Below are 16,253 nucleotides of genomic sequence, written 5' to 3' on the forward strand. Positions count from 1 at the left end.
GTCTCTGCGTCCGAGTCGCTACCGAGGTGGGAGTCCAGGAGGGGCTTCCTGCCCCGGCGCAGACGGGGCGTCAGGGGCACCGGTTACGTCGTTCGCGAGGTGACGTGCGGTTTCCACCGCTTGGGTGAAGCCGCGCCGAGATCGGGTCCAGCCGTCAGCCGGCTCGTCTTCGGTCTCGTCCCCCTCCTCGACTTCGTCGTCGAGGAGGACGGTGCCCCAGATCGGTATGCCCAAGCTGCCGAGGTCGCGAAGGAGGTCCTCGTCGAGGACGAAGCCTCCCTGCCAGCTGTCCGATGAACCCGTCCAGGTGATGGACACGTCGCAGTCCACCTTGAGTTCGGCGATCTGGGCAGTCTTGGTACTGATCTGGTTCAGAAGCAGGCGGAGCGTGCGGAACCCGGTTTCGTCGTCGGGATCGGCTGCTTTCTCGTCTGCGTCCAGACTCCAGGACGCGACCGCTCGCATCGCGGCCCGACCGGGCGGCACGTTCCCGCGCATGGCGGCACGGGTGGGTTCCCCCCGCTCAGCCGAACGAGATGGTTCCAACCCGATCGCCTCAGAAATCGCTCGAGCAGTACGGTGCTCACTCACGATGGAAAGGGTTGCGAGGTCACTGACGATCACCTGCTCATTCTGGCGTGGAGCGCCCGAGATCCGAGCGACGGCCTCGTGCTGGCGGAATTCCGGGTGATCGACCGGCCATCGAGACGGCTCCGGGGAGCTCGGAGGGACCATTCCACCCTGCCGTTCGTCTCCCGTCGAGAAGAACGCGGCGAGGTACTCGTAGGGCTCGAGGTTCGGGTCGCGCTCGGCGTCCTCCCGCGCGGACCGAGCGTCCGTCCCGGTCCGCTGGAGTGCGCCGGCTGGGAGCTATCGCGGTGATCGATCGGCTGTGGAGAGGCTGATCTCGCTGCGGCAGTCGCCGTGCGTGCAAAATCAGGGTGTGCGTTTCGACACCGTTCTGGCAGCACCCGACGTCCCGACCCTCCGGGCAGAGGTCGCCGCGCTCCGGCGCCCTGCTCGACGACTCGCTCGCGGGGTGACCATGCTCCGGGGCACCTCGGCGCGACCGCGGCAGTTCCAGCTCGTCGTCGACGAGCGCGAGGAGAGCTGGACGTTCGATCAGCAGGGCGACCCTCACCGTGACCAGTACGCGGAGGGCATTCTCCACTCGGTCGACGGGCCGTCGGAGGTCAGCTTCGCCCGCAGCGGCACGGTAGCTCCTCCGGTCCGACTGCTCACCCCGGAACTCCTGCCTCTGTGGGGCTCGCCCGCGAGCTTCGTCCCGGTCCTGGTGCAACGGATCCACGGGCACTGGCTGCTCGTGACCTTCGAGCATGAGCGCGATCCGGCAGACCGCGTGACGCTGGTCGTCGACGAGCGGAACGGCGTCGCGCACCGCTGGTACGGCTGGAGTGAAGTCACGGTGCTCACGGAGGTCCGAGTGATGGATGACGACGAGCCGGTACCGCCGCGCCCCCGCTTCTCCCGGCTGTCGGAGCGCCCAGCGCTCGGATACTGAAGGCCGCGCCGGTGCATCGGTCACCGATCCCTCAGCGGGCGATTGCGCCACGAGGCGACAGTTCACCCTGAGCTGCCGCTCCTGCGCGCGGGACGATCAGCGGAGGGTCCACCCGATCCTGCGACGCCGGCACCGCGGATTCTGCAACGAGTACACGAGTGCCGGACCTCGACGTTCGTCAGGAGCGAGCGGAGGCACGACGAGAGAAGGCAGCTGCTGAGAAGGCCAACCGATCCACACGGTCGCGCAAGGCGGCAGCTCAGCAGACCGGAACCTGCCGAGGAGAACGACGAGAGGCTCGCAGCCTTCCGGCTGCGAGCCTCTCTTCACTGACGAGGTTCCTCAAACACCTCTTCGGTGGGCTGTCTTAAGAACTTCCCAGTGCCTGAAGTGGCGAGGATCACGGCGGTGCCGCAGCGCGTCCTATCCTCCGACGAGCCGTCGCCTATCCCCTGACGGTGGCGTCCCCTCGAGCAACACCCTCTTGATCAGGCGTTTCTCCGGCGAGGTCTTCTGCGACGCCCACCATCGGCGTCAGGCATCGGAAGAGGAGCACCTCCGCGAAGGACAGGTGTCAGATCCGACTAGCACCACCCGACGGGGCAACGCTTGCGACCACTACCCCTTCCACGCAGCATCAGACGCAGCAAAGCTGCCCGCGCCGAGATGACTCCGCGGCCAGCGGCAGCATGGCGATTCTCCTCAGCTGTCGTGGAGAGGGGTCATTTCGGGAGTCCACAAAGTCCACAAAGTCCACAAGCTGGTACTGTCACGTCATGAACGGTAGTTCTGACGAGTTCCTCAACGTTCGCGAGACGGCGAAGCGACTTGGCGTGCATGAGAACACCGTGCGCAACTGGGTCAAGGTGGGACAGCTCCCTGACGCTCGCCTGCCTGGCTCTCGCTTCCACCTGTTTCGCCTCGCGGACGTCGAACGCCTCGTCGCAGCTCGAGGCGCAGTGACGACACCGTCCCTGCAGACCGAACGTCGCATGTTCAACCCAGAGTTGGTCACAGCGAGCCAGCTCAGTCAATGGGCAACCGCTCGCCAACGCGACGCACAGGAGCACTTCCCAGAACTCGTCCGTCGCCTGCTCGCGGAGACCCCCGGCGTCTCCAACATCTCCGTCCGAGCCGGCGACGGTGTGGCACTTCCCGGATGGGACGGGAGGGCTGAGTCGTCCGGCTCCGCGTTCCTCCCGTCAGGTCTCCTCGCACTTGAGTTCGGCGTCGACAAGAGTCCGAAGGGCAAGGCGTCAGAAGACTACGCAAAGCGCTCGGAACAGACTCCGTCGGACAGCACCTTCGTGTTCGTGACTCCCCGGCGATGGGCCGGAGGCGCTGCATGGGCTGTAGAACGACGGGCGGAGGGCCACTTCGCCGACGTCCGCGTGATCGACGCGGATGATCTAGAGGGCTGGCTGCAGGCGTCCCCGGCCGCCCACCACTGGATTTCGGAGCATCTTGGGCTGCGGCCGCGCGACGCGCAAACGATCGACGCATGGTGGGGCGGTCTCAAGGCGTCGACTGATCCCGCGTTACCAATCACGCTCTTCCTGGCTGGCCGACTCACCGAGGCCGAGAAACTGAAGCAGCGGTTGTCGGCCCCGGCGCAGCTAACGGTGGTCCAGTCCGAGTGGGATCAGGACGTGCTCGGCTTCATCCACGCAGCCCTGCAAACGCAGTTTGGCTCGGCGGGGGAACTCGCACCGGCGCTCCTGATCATCCGGTCATCAGAGGTATGGGACCGCGTCGTCGAGCAGCCCGGCCGATCGGTTCTGATTCCTCTCTTCGAGGGCCCCAGTCTCGACACCGCCATCAACCGCGGACACCACGTGATCATCGTCGTCGAAGGATCGACCGTGACCCGGCGGGCAGTCGACCTCCCACTGCCTCGCCTCGAACGGCTTGCGGCCGCCGAAGCGTTCCGGGAGGCGATAGTCCCTTTCAACAGGGCCGATCGGCTCGCCGTCCTAGGTCGACGAAGCATGCCAGCCCTCGTGCGATACCTCTCGCGCGACCCAAGGATTCGTCGCCCTAACTGGGCCGAGCAGCCGGACGCCTCGATCCTCGCGCCCCTCGCCATCATCGGTAGCTGGACCGAGAATGCCGCAGACCTCGCCGTCATCGAGCAGGTGACCGGGCGCTCCTGGCAGGAAGTGGAGCAGACCGTCCAACGAGTATCCATGTCAGGAGACCCTGTCCTGCGCAAGATTGGGTCTCAATGGAGCTTCGTCTCACCCGAGGAAGCATTCCTGTTACTTCGCGACTCAATCTCTCCGTCGACGCTTACGCGCTGGGCTGAGCAGGTGAGCAACGTGATGCTGCTGAAGGACTCGATACTCGAGCTGGACGCGAGCGCGCGTCTACTCGCAAGGATGAATGGAGAAGGCCGCCCGCATTCCGCGGTCCTGCGCCGAGGATTAGCTCGAGGGTTCGCTCTCATGGGGTCCATGGGTGTTGATACGTTCGCGGACGGCAGCCGCTCGTTGGCGGATCTCGCCGCGGCGCTCGTCAGCCGCCTGCTGGAGACCGCTAACGCCGATGCCTCAGGCCGCACCTGGCCGGTGCTTGCTGAGGTCCTCCCGCTGCTCGCCGAGGCTGCCCCAGACGCTTTCTTGACCGCCCTCGAGGACGATCTCACGAGTGAGTCCGCAGTGGTACTGAGGCTGTTTCAGGAAGAGGACGGCCTGGCTGGCTTCGGGTCTTCGTCGCCACATCCTTCTTTGCTGTGGGCTATCGAAACGGTGTGCTGGTCGCCCTCGCATCTCATGCAAGGCGCGCAAGTGCTGGCACACCTCGCGGTCCTTGATCCGGGGGGCAGGACTGCCAACCGCCCGCGCGCAAGCCTGGCTGCTGTCCTCTGTGGCTGGGTGCAGAACACCGCAGCCACGCTCGAGGTGCGTCTGGAGGCGATCGCCGCTGTCGAACGTATCTCGGATGCTGTGGGATGGCGGCTCATCCTCGACCTCTGGCCTTCTGGGCACAGAGTCGTCATTCCTCCGGCATCGCCCCACTTTCGTGATGACTGGAGTCCGAGTTCTCGGTCGGTGTCGATGGCCGATTGGATCGCCACGGTAAGGCGGCTTGTGGACTCTGCCATCAGGCTTGCCGCAGGCTCTCCCGCCCGCCTTGCAGAGCTTGTCGGTAGCATCTCGACAGTTCCAGAGGACGATCGAGCTCGAATCGTCGTTTTCTTGGAAAGCCAGGCGATCGAAGACCTCAGTTCCGAGGGAAGGCTGCAGGTTTGGGAAAAGCTTCAGGCAGAAACGACTCGGCACGAGCGCTACGCCGCGAGCGAGTGGGCTATGCCGCCCAGCACCTTGGCTCAGCTGAAGGCTGTTACAGCACTCTTCGAACCAGCTTCGGACCCACTTCGTTTCAGCTTTCTCTTCGGTTGGCACCCTGATCTCCCCGGCGTTGACAAGCGGGACTTCGAGCGCCACGAGGTAGAGGTTGAGCAGCGGCGGAAGGAGGCGCTCAGCGGCATTTTGGAACGGGACGACGCTGCCGCTCAGCTCACACGCCTCGCTCGTCGCGCCCCGGTCCCGCGTCACCTTGGGTGGACTCTGGCCTCGCAACCGCAAGTCGGGCTCACCGAAATGCTCCCTTGGCTCGGGTCTGATGATCAGGCGCTGCGCGAAGCGGCAGCGAGCTGGGCGCACAAGACGATGCTTGACCAGGATGCGACCTGGCTTCACTCTGTCCTGGCTCACCAAGAGCTTGTCGGTCAGGCTCGAGCGCTCCTCGTCCGACAGGCTCCCGCCCTCAAGGCTTTCTGGGACGTACTTCACGAAAGTGCCGATACCAACGATGAAGTCGAGTACTGGACGAACGCGGCAGTCGTCGTGGTCGAGCTCACGGACACCCCACTTGCCCTTGACCAGCTCATCACGCACGGTCGCGCGTGGGATGCAATCCCCGTTGCGGCCCATGCCCTCAATCGCCCCCGAGGCAAGGACTCAGACCAGCCCGTGCTCGAAACAAAGTACATCCTTAACGTTCTCGACGAGGCTCTGCAGCAATCGCCGTCCAGCGACCAGCTGTCGGACATGGACAGCTATTACGTGGGGGAACTGCTTGACTTCCTCGCTGACGCTCAGGCTGACCCTCAGGCTGACGTGGCACGGCTGGAGTTCGCCTTCTTCCGCCTGCTCGAGCACACTCGGGAGCCCACCGCCCTCAACCATTTCCTCGCCAACGATCCAGCAACCTTCGTCACGCTCGTGCAACAGGCTTATCGAGGCAAAAGCGAAAAACCTCAGGATTCAGATAAAGCCAAGCAGGACGCGGCCTCGCAAGCGTGGTGGGTACTGCAAAGCTGGACGGGTTTCCCCGGCCGCCAAAACGACGGCAGCATTGATGGTGCTGTTACGGAGGAATGGGTCAAGGAGGCGCGGCTGCAACTATCCGACAGCGATCGAGGCGACATCGGCGACGAGGCCATCGGGCACGCTCTAGCGCACACACCCCTCGGCGACGACGGTGCTTGGCCCGCAGAACCGGTACGGCAGGTCATCGAAATGATTGGCAGTCGAGACTTAGAGAACGGGCTTGCCATCGGTCGGACGAACGCGCGCGGCATCACCAGCAGAGGCCCCTACGACGGAGGCGGCCAGGAGCGAGACCTCGCCGCCCAGTATTTGTCGTGGAGCGCGTTGGTTCGGGCGCGATGGCCTCGCACGGCCCGCGTACTTCGCTCCATCGCGGAGTCTTACGAACGCGATGCTCGCTACCGCGACCTGCAGGCCGATCTCGACGCTGATAGAGACTGAGAACCGGTGGCAAATCCATACCCATCTGAGCGGCGATGGAGGATCCGGATGGGGTGAGCGGTACACCACTGAATGAGGAAAGCCGGAGAAAAGGCGGGTAGCCCGTGCACCCACCCCGGGCAACAGCACGACCGGCGGAGCACCACCGAAGTCTCGACAGCGCGGCGAGACCCACGGTGCTGTCGCAGCGCGGCTTCTGATCCAAGCCACACGGTCCAGCGGCTCCCTCAAGATGGCCTTGGACCTACCGCCGGCTTCCCTCATAGCGACACAGCATCCGAGGCTAAGATCGGTGATACTCGACCATTAGGTTCAGGGTTCGCTATTGTAACTCCTCGCTCGAATAGCCGGAGTAAGAAAAGCTGATAGGAGCAGACCCTTATGACACGCCTCGCCTGGGAGCGATACGAGGGCAATGACGTCGAAGCTGTCGTCGCGATGCTCATTAATCGTGAGCGTCCGAATTCTGTTCGAATCACGCCATCGAGAGGAGATGGCGGAATTGACATTCTGGAACGAGGCGCGTCCGAGAATGGGGGCGACGTCGTCTACCAGGTCAAGCGCTACACGCAGCCACTGTCGGCCAGCCAGCGCGACAATGTCGAAGAATCTTGGACCCGGCTCAACACGGACCCGCGATGGGCCGAGCTCGACGTTCAAGAGTGGCACCTCGTGACGCCGTGGGACCCCACACCTGAGGCTGAGGCTTGGCTCCAGAGCTTGGACCCGAGCGGACGAGCAGTCGTCTGGAACGGGCTGAGCTACATCGAGGGGCTGGCCGCCAAGTATCCGGAGGTGATTGACTACTATCTAGAGGGCGGCCGTGGTCGCATTGAGGCCGCCTACGAATCTGTCGTGGCGCTGCTCGCCCCTGCAGAGGCCACGGCGGCGCCGGATGCCCCCTCCGTCTCCGCTCGGCTGTCTAAAGCCCTCAACGTGCTCGATAGCGACCCGCATTACCGGTACGAGTTCCGGTTCGGACAGGGAGAGCCGGTGAGCACGGTGGACCGTCCGAATTTGGTAATGACCTGGATTCAGTCCGACGGTACGAGGAAAAAGTGGCAAGCAGTTGACGTCATCGCCCGCTGCGCGGTTTCGATCAGCGAGCGCCCCATCGTTGTGACGGGGACTGTGAAGGCAGAAAGCGGCTCCGATCTCGCAGCCTCACTCCAAGACTTCGTCGACTACGGCGCGCCGTTCGCGTCTCCGACCGGCTCCTTCACGGGAAGCATTGACGCTCCCGGCGGCCTCGGCGGGCCCCTCGTGGACGCGGCAGTGCGTGTCAGCGTTAGTGACGATGACCTTGGTGCCGACCCGAATCTGATCCTTTCTGTCCGCACCGCAGGAGGAGAAGCCATCGCCGAGACCGAACTTGTTCGGACTGAGCGAAGCGAAGGACGGAAGGGGCTCCGCGTAGTCCTCAAACAAAAGAACAACGTATTCACCGTTGAAGATCGGTACACCACGACGGGAGGCGGTAAGCGCCAATTCCGCTTCGGCGACTACTCGAATGAGCCCGCGACGGACGTGCGTCATGCACTAGCAGTACTAGCTGCAGCGACCAGTGAGAACACTGTCCTCGTACGGCGAAAAGGCGCTCCTCCGAGCAGCGCTCATCCGGACCCCAACTGGAACTTTCGGTTCGGCGACGAGGTTCGTAGCATACTCGAAGGAGTTACGCATCCGGTCGATGCACTCGCACGTCTACAACAACACACCGGCCAAATCGTCCGAGTTCCAGATCTCACTCAGACCACAGCCGCACAAGTCGCTGAATGGCAGCGTGTCGCATCCATTCTCGAAGGGAATGAGGTTACGGCAACCTATCCCGACGGACATGCTTTGGGAGTCGAGCTTTCAATTCGACTCGAAACGGTTCCCAGCCCGTTATTCATCGAAATGCCCCTCGAGGTCACGGTCGGCGGACAAAAGGTAAGCTTCGGCACGGCGGTTCTGACCATCGAAGATGCTACGATCATAGATGAGCGAGAAACCGACGGCGGTTTCTTGCATCACTTCAAAATTCCGGACCAGAAAGTGCGCTTCTCCTTACCAAAGTAGATGTTGCGACGAGTGCACGTCATGGCGCTTGTCGCGAGTTTCGCATCGGCGGCCTTTTAGTGATAGGTGCCACACCCCGCCTCGCACGCAGCAGCATCTCGTCCTTCGTGTTATCATCAACGCTCAGGCGGCTGAGGATTCGCTTTTGCGTCTCGGGGGTCCAGTAAATCTTGAGATACTTACGGGCGCGCGTGATGGCTGTGTAGAAGGTGCTGTGCGAGATGCGCTTCTCGTTGGCGTCGGTGATAACGACCTTGACGCTGGAGAACTCCAATCCCTGCGCGCGATGGATCGAGACCGCGTACGCGATCTGGAGCGGTAGCACGGTCGTCGCGGAGTCATCATCGTCGTCGGTGTTCGCGCGCTCGAAAACATCGAACTGGACAACGCTGTCCGACACCCATCGCAGGTCGGTTCCCCACAGGTCAGCCTGCGTGACGGCGCGCTTGATGTCGACGTCGAAGGTGATCCGGCCCGGTGTGCGGTCGATCTTGGTGATCGTGCCCTTCATGTTGTTGAAGAGCACCGGACGGAAGCGGTCCGTCTCGTTGAAGAGCACCGGGTCGCCGACTTTGAAGGTCGAGTCGCCCCACACCACGGCGGGCGCCGGGTTGCTCGTCTGCATGAAGCGATTGACGTTGTTGATGCCGTAGAGGCCGTCGTAGTTCAGGCACAGCACGATCTCGTCCGGGTCAGCACGACTGAAGAGAGACGCGTCGAGTGGGCCAGCGTAGCCGCTTCCGGAGATGGACTCCTCGATCTTGTCATCGAGGGCGCGGACACGGTTCCAGAGCGTCAGGAGCGCGTTGTCCTTCGTGCGGTATGGCTCGGTCAGCTCGAACACCGAGCCCGGCGTGATGTAGGAGCGGATGGTGCGGAACCAGTTGCCGAACTCGATGGATTCGATTTGATAGACGTCCCCGATTAACACCAGAAGGTCGAACGAGGTCCGGTCGAGCACCTTGAGCAGGTCCTTGTTGCCGACGGTGCTGCACTCGTCGATCACAAGCAGGTCGTAGTGCTGCGCGCCTGTCGACCCCGACCCGAGGTGGCTATCGATGGTACTGAAGTAGGCGTCGCTGGTCGCGATTCGGCTCCGCAGATTGTCGACGGCGGTGTTCGTCTTGGCGAGGAAGAGTTGGCGAGCCCCGTCAAAGTACGAGGCGATGTGCTCGACCATTCGAGTCTTGCCGGTGCCGGCGGCGCCATAGATGAGGGCGACCTTGGATTCAGCGAACAGCCGGGCGAGGGCACCGGCTTTCAAATCGTCATCGATTTCGGATGGGTTGGCGTCGAGCCAGGCCTTCGCGTCCGTCTCGTGGTTGCTGAGCCCGCTTGCGGCAATGGCCTGGAGCTTGTTGATGATCGTGACCGAGTCGTTTTCGTACCCGGTGATGAAGACGTGTCCCTTGTCGTGAGCCATGATGCGCGGCTTGTGCGTGTCCGTCGGCGGCAGAAGTGCGTTGTGAGTCGCGACGAGTTGGTCCAGGTCGCCCAAGTCCTCAAGTTCGGCCTCGGGTGTGTAGATGACTCCGTGCTGCTCGACGTTGTTCATGACGCGGCGTGCCAGGAACTCGTGCTCGCGTCCTGCACTGTCGACCGCCGTCGCCACATCGTGGAAGCGGGGCGTGTGCGCGCACGGATACGAGCAGAATGGCATTTGATCGAACGGCCGTGACACTGGGGTGAGGAAGAGGTTGGACAACCACCCACTGCGACTATGCCGGTACTGTGCCCGCACCACGTTGTTGTTCATGGTGAGCAGCAGGTAGCGCAAAATCCGCGAGCCGGGCAAATCCCGGCGGATGACGTCGCGCGAGCTCTGGAGCATGGTGAAGATCTCGTCGGTTCGCTTGATGCCTTCCGTAGCCTCCGTCCGAATGCGCATGAACTCCGCGTCGGGCATGTCGATGAGGTCGAGCAGACTGAACTTCGTCGTCGAAAGGTACAGCATCAGGTTGCGATACTCGAGCTGCCCGGCACTCACTTTTGCCTTCTGGCCGAAGATGCGAGCGAAGTTGTTGAACTCGCAGGGGCGAATCGACACCTCCCACGACCGGATGAGGACGATGGGCATCGGCTGCCCGAAGACGTCGATGGAACTGCTCTGCAGTTCCATGTTCGCGGCATACGAGTCCGACACCTCGATGCTGGTGAAGCCGATGATTCGGTCGAATTTGCTCGTCCTGTTGTGCGCTAGAGCGAAGGTGACCTCATAGTAGATCCGTCCGTTCGCGTAGAACGGTCGGGAGCTGATGACGTAGTACCGATCGCGACGTGGGTCGCCCGGCGGGTTGAGACTTGGCTCCTCAATCCGGGCCGCGATCTTCTCGTGGTACTCGCGCAGCAGCGGATCAAGGTCGAGAGGGAAGCTCTCGAGGTTTCGTAGGATCTCGATGCCGAGGCTGTCCTTGGCGACCTGGCGCGTACGGAGCAAGAACTCGTAGTACTTCAGCATCAGGCGCTCGGACGGGTCCTCGTCGAGCGTGAAGTGCGACACGCTGACCTGCAGCATCGCGTGAAACCGTGTCAGTGGCCGGTACTTCGCTTGCGCCTTCGCGAAATCGCGAGCCGGCTCAAACTGCGTCTGGTACGTGAAGGGTTGTACGGGATCGCCGGTGTGCGCCCAAACGATCAACGCCTCGATGAGGTCGCGGAGGTACTGCAGCACGTTCTTCGACAGGAACCCACGATCGGAGCTGATCAATGAGATGTTGCTTTCAATACCATCACTGGCGGCACGCACCTGTCGTTCAATCGTTGGCATCGAGTGACCTCCGCGTCAAGCAAGCGCCGTTTCAAGCCCGGCCAGACCGGACCTATCCTCAGCTAGCAGCCTAACGGCGCCCATCGCAGGGAGAGTCGGCACGACATCGCCTCGACATGAGACAGGGCATCTGGCGGGAAAGGGCTCCCGCTTGCGAATGCTCTGGAGCCGCTGAAATCCAAGACACGACGAAGCCCTCCCGCTTGGGGAGGGCTTCGTCGTGTTCGGTCTAGAGCGCCCGCGGCAGGTTGTTACGGAGCGGGCACCGGATGACTCGGTGGTTCGCGCCGGGGCTCAGGGGGTTCTCGTTGTGGGACTGCTTGAAGTGGTGCCGGCGCGGGTTGACCTGGTCGGCCAGCGTGACGTGGGTGGCGTCGAACGCCGTGGCGGGGCGGCGGTGCGTTGCGGGAGCGTAGAGGCGGCCGTCTCGCTGGATGCTTGCCGTCGCCCCGCTGGCGCTTAGCGTTGGCTGGTCGGCGGTGCGGTCAGCCGAGGTCGTCGTGGCGAAGGTGACTTCCCACACTCCGGGCTCCGTGTTCCACGCGGGGCGCTCGGCACTGGCCGTGGACGCGGTTCCGTGCGTTTCGAGGACCGAAGGGATGTCCTTGAGGTTCGTGTGCTCTGCGGTCGCTGCGATGTCGTTCTTCATGATGGTCCTTTTGGTTCGGCGTGTTCGTGGTGGGCTTGCGGTGTCAGCGGGTGGCGTTGGCGGAGCGCTTCGTGTGGTTTAGAGGGATCGAACCGCGGGGCCGGATGGTCGGGTTCGCGTCTTCTTCACCGCTTTTCGGGAGGCGCTGATAGAAAGTTGCGGCGTTCCGGTCACGGCGTCGGCTGGTGCGGCGCGGAGCATCGGGCTCACGGAAGGTCGTGAGGTCGTCCCAGCCGTGGACGCCGCAGATGCTAAGGGCGTGGTGCAGCGCTTCGTGCCCCAGGAGGCCGGCGCGGAGCAGTGCGAGAGCCCCCCGCTTTTCCGTGTGGTCTCTCGGACTGTTCGTGGTGTGCCAGTGCTGGCTGCGGAGCGCGTCGAGAGTGATGCCGAGCTGGTGGGCTGCGATGTGTTCGTCGGCGAGGAGCGTCGCTGCAGCTGCCTTGGCGCGGGCGTTGTACATGTCGAGGATCGGCTCGATGTTGGACGTGTTCTTCGGCGGTGGGGTCGGCATCGGGCGGTACGTCAGCAGGAAGGTTCCGAGGTCGCGGAGGTTGAGGGTGCTCATCATCGCTGCTTGATGCTGCTTCCGGGCGTCGGGCTGCTCGTGGAGCTCGATGTACTTGTCGATCAGGTTCCGCGGGACGCGGTCGGCGTGAGCGTCGAGGGGCCGGAGCTCGCGCAGGGTGTGGCGGTGCGCTCGGCGGTTGGTGCAGTCGGTGATGACGGCCATGGTCTTTCTCCTTCTGGTTCGTGGCTGGCGCCTGTGCTCGCCCATTCCGTTGGGCTTGGTGTCTCTATGCCGTGCGCTTCTGACCGGCTGGGAGTGAAGCTGTTGTGCCTGGCGGACGAGCACCGTCCCTTGTACTGTCCGAGGACCGGTTCAGGGGTGTGGTCTCGTCGTGACAGCGCTGCGGTTTGGTGCTCGTCTGCCGTGCGGCTGGCTTCGAGGGCTCTATGCCGGCTCGTCCGGGCCAGCTGGGAGTCGCGCGTTCAGGCGTCTGCGGAGGCGTGTGCGCGAAAGGTGGCGAGGTCCGTCCAGGTGCTGCCCCACTGGTCCTCGGCGGCCCGGTACTGCTGGAGGGTGGCGACCCCGGCGCGCAGGAGCGAAAGCAGCCGCCGTCCCGCCTCGACAATGTTCGGGTCGTCGCCCCAGTGCTGTCGGCGGAGCTCAGCGACGTCGTTAAACCCGGCCTGCGCTGCGGCTTCGGCTTCGTCGCGGTCGTACTGCAGGAGAAAGTGCTGCTCGGCGCAGCGCTGAAAGTCAGCGTCGGTGCGGAGCTTGCGGATGGTGGCGATCTGGAACGCGAACACGTCCGGTTCGTCCAGGAACGGTTCGACGCGGTAGTGGGCCCGGAACTGCCGCGTGCCGTTCGGGCCGGCGAGGAGGTGGTCGTAGAGCTTGTCGATGCCGCGGCCGTTGAGGTCGAGCCAGTCGAGGACGATCTGCATCTCGCGGCGACGCTCGTGTCGGTTGCGGTTCTGGTGGGAAGCCATGGTGTGGCCCTTTCGTGCGGAGGTGGTCGGCACCGGTTCGTGGTGCGCTCCCCCTCTGTGCAGGCTGCCGACGGCGAGCTGTGATCACGGATCTGGGATCCCTGATCCACAGCACTCCACCGGTGCGCTGATCAGGGCTTCTCGTGTTCTGCGGTCGAGTGAGAGTCGAGCCGCGGCCGGTCCCCGCAACCGTGAGCGCGGCTGACGGCCTTTCGAGCCCGTCTGTCGGTCGGCGGCGGCATAGAGGCGGCTCCGTCATCGCAAGGAGTTCCTCTTGGACCACATCACTGCCACCCGTCTGGCCCGCTGCGACGCGTTCATCGCCGCTGCGGACGCTGAGCACGGCGGCCGCTACGACTACTCGCTGCTGCCCGACGAGTTCGTCAACGTCAAGACACGAGTGCGGATCATCTGCCCGGAGCACGGTGTCTTCCGGATGGCGCCGCAGGACCACAAGGCGAAAACGGTGCAGGGCCGAGTGATTCCTGGGCAGGGCTGCCACGACTGCTCCACGCGTCGCGGACCGGCCGCGCGCCGCTTGCAACTCTTCCTCGACCGAGCGCGCGAGGTTCACGGGTCCCGGTATGACTACCGGAACGTCGACTTCGTCGACCAGCGGACCAGCATCCGCATCCGCTGCTTCGAGCACGGGGCCTTCAGCGTCATGCCGAAGAACCACCTCGCTGGCGAGCAGTGTGGGAGGTGCGGGGCCAGGGCGCGAGCAGAGTCCCTCCGCCAAGTCGACAACGCCGGCCAGTTCGGTGACCCCCGCCGCCTCGCCCTCGACAAGAAGCGCGCCGCGACCGAGCGACGGAACGAGAAGAAGCGTCTGGAGCGCGAGGCAGCAGCGTCTTTGCACGCTGTCTGACTTTTCCTGTTCCTGGCCTCGAGCGGCTCGAACCCCTGGCTCTCACGGTTGCTTCGTCCCTACCGTCGAAATCGTCCACCCCAACTCCAACGCTGATGCTGCCGGCAGCGAAGCGGCTGCCCTTGCTGAATGCGGAGTGGGCGAGCGAGAAGGAGCCGTATGCCGAACGCCGACAATGACCCGAGCCGCCGTGCGCGGCAACTCGCCGCCATCAGCGGCATGGCCCGCATTCCGCTAGCGGACCTGCGCGACCAGAGTCCCCCGAACCTGCAGGCCCTCTACGCCGAATTGCAGGACGACCAGTCCCTGATCCCGGGCCTGAAGATGGGTCTCGGCGCTCTCACCGTTCAGCGCTGGGATGCCGCGTACGCGGCCAGCGGTTGGACCCTCTACGGGGCGGAGCTCACGCTCGACATGGGGCACCCGTTCGGGTCGATGTTCTACCGCAACGACGAGGACGGCCGTGTGCTGCGCGCCGGGGTGAAGTGGCATCCGCCGGTGCAGCAGCTCGAGTTCCCTGCCCTGCACCCATCGAAGCCAGAACTGACCTCTGACTGCACTGCTGATGAGGTCGCTGCGGTGGTGTTGGATGCGCGGAGTCGGATCGGGACGCTTGTCGCGGTCAACGCGCAGATCGGGTCGTTCGTTGCCACCGAGGAGTCCGAGAACGCCATCCTGGACGCGTCCGGGCTCGGGCTCGAGCGACTGTCTGAAGACGACCCGCGGCTCGCTGACCGTGATGCGCGACCGCCGTCGAGGCCGAGCCGGGGCGGCGCTGATGGGTGACCGTCAGTGGGTGCAGGACATCCGGCATCACCAGACGATTCTGTCGTTGCCGTTCGGGCTCGGGTGGACGATCGACATCACGCAGACGCTGGTCGCGCTCGAGGCTGCGGGGATGCCCGCTCGTGTGGAGGCGTTCGACCGGCTCCGGTTCGATGACGGCCGGTCCGGCTTCCTGTCGACCCCGAACCCGACCGCGACGATCAACGACGACGGCACCCCGGCCGAACGGACCGAGGACCTCATCGTCCTGCCCGGCGGATCAGAAGGCGGCGTCCTCTCCCTCGCCCGCCGGTACCCGGACCTGGTGTTCGTGAACGGGAAACGGCAACGCGTCTGGGCGAACGGCAAGCAGGTGCACGGGTCGTCGATGGAGCGTGACGCGACACCGGGGTGGCGGACCGTGTTCGCCATCGCCCGCACTATCGCCCTCCACGGCGGCGGTTCACAGTCGATCGCGGACCGCGTCGGCATCTCACTCGACGAGGTGCGCGCCGCGATGCCAGCTCTCGGGACGCATGTGTTCCACACTCCGATCGGGTGGGAAGCAGCCGACCGGGCTGCCCTGTGCGACTGGGCCGTGGCGGCCTATCCCGGTGTCGGTGGAATAAGGACCTGCTGGCGCCGCGACACCACCATCGACGAGCAAGCCGACCAGCTGATTGCGCTGGGTGGAGTGATGTCGGACCGATGGGCGGCGCAGCAGTCCGGCGTCCTCGTCGCACCGGACCGGTTGACCGCGTTCTTCGCCGAGCATCCAGACATGCAGGCGCTCGGCTACGAGCCCGCCACCGTGAACGAGGCGACGGTGTCGGTCGTCATCCCACAGGACACCACCGTCCTCACCGGCGCTGAGGGATGCTGCACGGACGACTTAATCACCGCGCATGTCCTCTACGCCGACAGCTGGGTTGCCGCGAACACGGATGCGGTGAACGGGTTGCGGCAGCTGCTGCACTTCCGATCCGACCTCGCCCACGACCTCCGCTGGCACCCCAACGGCAGCGGTGAGGGCGGGGTGAGCTGATGCTGCAGCTGCTTTCACTGACGCTGGCGTACGACGACACCCGGTTCTTCGGCTCCGTCATGTTCACCAAGCCGAACGATCCCGACGACAACCCCGCAGTGGTCCTCATCGACCACGCCGACGGGCCGCCCTGGTTCCACCTAACCAACGTCGACCCGGACATTCAGGACCCGACGGTGCCGGCGTTGGTCGAAGCGGACCGCATCATGCGGTTCCTCCTCCGATACACGCCCGACCGCATCGGCCGCACCTCCGCCGACTTCCCGCAGCCCTGACCCGCCCTGCTCTCGTTTGGCCCTTTGGAGGT

General features: G+C 64.3%; 12 protein-coding genes. 7 read left to right on the forward strand and 5 right to left on the reverse strand.

The features are described from left to right. Nucleotides 1–18 precede the first annotated feature (18 nt). Nucleotides 19–624 (reverse strand): DUF4279 domain-containing protein, encoded by a 606-nt coding sequence (locus tag FS641_RS11575; RefSeq protein ID WP_186317721.1) that lies wholly within the window; start codon nucleotides 622–624, stop codon nucleotides 19–21. Nucleotides 625–1,045: 421 nt separating this feature from the next. Between FS641_RS11575 and FS641_RS11580 the strand changes: the two genes are divergently transcribed. From FS641_RS11580 to FS641_RS11590, 3 genes are all read left to right on the forward strand, one after another. Continuing rightward, the gene (locus FS641_RS11580; RefSeq protein WP_222122090.1) at nucleotides 1,046–1,522 is read left to right on the forward strand and encodes a hypothetical protein; all 477 of its coding nucleotides are present in this window, start codon (nucleotides 1,046–1,048) and stop codon (nucleotides 1,520–1,522) included. A gap of 776 nt (nucleotides 1,523–2,298) precedes the next feature. Continuing rightward, complete coding sequence (locus FS641_RS11585; RefSeq protein WP_186317722.1) at nucleotides 2,299–6,297, forward strand: helix-turn-helix domain-containing protein; 3,999 nt, start codon at nucleotides 2,299–2,301, stop codon at nucleotides 6,295–6,297. Between the two features lie 381 nt (nucleotides 6,298–6,678). Then, nucleotides 6,679–8,358 (forward strand): restriction endonuclease, encoded by a 1,680-nt coding sequence (locus FS641_RS11590; protein ID WP_144763953.1) that lies wholly within the window; start codon nucleotides 6,679–6,681, stop codon nucleotides 8,356–8,358. 19 nt (nucleotides 8,359–8,377) lie between these two features. Here FS641_RS11590 and FS641_RS11595 read toward each other — a convergent pair whose 3' ends face one another. The 4 genes from FS641_RS11595 to FS641_RS11610 form a co-directional block, all read right to left on the reverse strand. Beyond that, a complete protein-coding gene (locus tag FS641_RS11595; RefSeq protein ID WP_144763954.1) occupies nucleotides 8,378–11,125 on the reverse strand; it encodes an ATP-dependent RecD-like DNA helicase in 2,748 nt (915 codons plus the stop codon). A 229-nt stretch (nucleotides 11,126–11,354) separates the two neighbouring features. Beyond that, nucleotides 11,355–11,774: a hypothetical protein gene (locus FS641_RS11600; RefSeq protein ID WP_144763957.1), complete on the reverse strand. Its 420-nt coding sequence runs from the start codon at nucleotides 11,772–11,774 to the stop codon at nucleotides 11,355–11,357. Between the two features lie 43 nt (nucleotides 11,775–11,817). Next, complete coding sequence (locus FS641_RS11605; RefSeq protein WP_144763960.1) at nucleotides 11,818–12,504, reverse strand: hypothetical protein; 687 nt, start codon at nucleotides 12,502–12,504, stop codon at nucleotides 11,818–11,820. Nucleotides 12,505–12,764: 260 nt separating this feature from the next. Then, complete coding sequence (locus FS641_RS11610; protein ID WP_144763962.1) at nucleotides 12,765–13,268, reverse strand: hypothetical protein; 504 nt, start codon at nucleotides 13,266–13,268, stop codon at nucleotides 12,765–12,767. Between the two features lie 274 nt (nucleotides 13,269–13,542). On the opposite strand from FS641_RS11610, the gene FS641_RS11615 reads away from it, so the two are divergent. From FS641_RS11615 to FS641_RS11630, 4 genes are all read left to right on the forward strand, one after another. Next, nucleotides 13,543–14,136: a hypothetical protein gene (locus tag FS641_RS11615; protein ID WP_144763964.1), complete on the forward strand. Its 594-nt coding sequence runs from the start codon at nucleotides 13,543–13,545 to the stop codon at nucleotides 14,134–14,136. Nucleotides 14,137–14,295: 159 nt separating this feature from the next. Continuing rightward, on the forward strand, nucleotides 14,296–14,922 hold the full coding sequence (locus FS641_RS11620) for a hypothetical protein (protein WP_144763966.1): 627 nt from the start codon (nucleotides 14,296–14,298) through the stop codon (nucleotides 14,920–14,922). Between the two features lie 46 nt (nucleotides 14,923–14,968). Then, nucleotides 14,969–15,946, forward strand: a complete 978-nt coding sequence (locus FS641_RS11625) for a hypothetical protein (protein WP_144763968.1) — start codon at nucleotides 14,969–14,971, stop codon at nucleotides 15,944–15,946. Next, nucleotides 15,946–16,221: a hypothetical protein gene (locus FS641_RS11630; RefSeq protein WP_144763970.1), complete on the forward strand. Its 276-nt coding sequence runs from the start codon at nucleotides 15,946–15,948 to the stop codon at nucleotides 16,219–16,221. The genes FS641_RS11625 and FS641_RS11630 overlap by 1 nt, the downstream gene beginning before the upstream one ends. Nucleotides 16,222–16,253 lie beyond the last annotated feature (32 nt).

The organism is Curtobacterium sp. 9128, assembly GCF_007673775.1.
Lineage (GTDB): Bacteria > Actinomycetota > Actinomycetes > Actinomycetales > Microbacteriaceae > Curtobacterium.

What these genes read in the sequence shown, in the direction of transcription:
- FS641_RS11580 (WP_222122090.1), top strand. Translation starts at nt 1,046, where the DNA reads ATGCTCCGGGGCACCTCGGCGCGACCGCGGCAGTTCCAGCTCGTCGTC.
- FS641_RS11585 (WP_186317722.1), top strand. Translation starts at nt 2,299, where the DNA reads ATGAACGGTAGTTCTGACGAGTTCCTCAACGTTCGCGAGACGGCGAAG.
- FS641_RS11590 (WP_144763953.1), top strand. Translation starts at nt 6,679, where the DNA reads ATGACACGCCTCGCCTGGGAGCGATACGAGGGCAATGACGTCGAAGCT.
- FS641_RS11595 (WP_144763954.1), bottom strand. Translation starts at nt 11,125, where the DNA reads ATGCCAACGATTGAACGACAGGTGCGTGCCGCCAGTGATGGTATTGAA.
- FS641_RS11600 (WP_144763957.1), bottom strand. Translation starts at nt 11,774, where the DNA reads ATGAAGAACGACATCGCAGCGACCGCAGAGCACACGAACCTCAAGGAC.
- FS641_RS11605 (WP_144763960.1), bottom strand. Translation starts at nt 12,504, where the DNA reads ATGGCCGTCATCACCGACTGCACCAACCGCCGAGCGCACCGCCACACC.
- FS641_RS11610 (WP_144763962.1), bottom strand. Translation starts at nt 13,268, where the DNA reads ATGGCTTCCCACCAGAACCGCAACCGACACGAGCGTCGCCGCGAGATG.
- FS641_RS11620 (WP_144763966.1), top strand. Translation starts at nt 14,296, where the DNA reads ATGCCGAACGCCGACAATGACCCGAGCCGCCGTGCGCGGCAACTCGCC.
- FS641_RS11630 (WP_144763970.1), top strand. Translation starts at nt 15,946, where the DNA reads ATGCTGCAGCTGCTTTCACTGACGCTGGCGTACGACGACACCCGGTTC.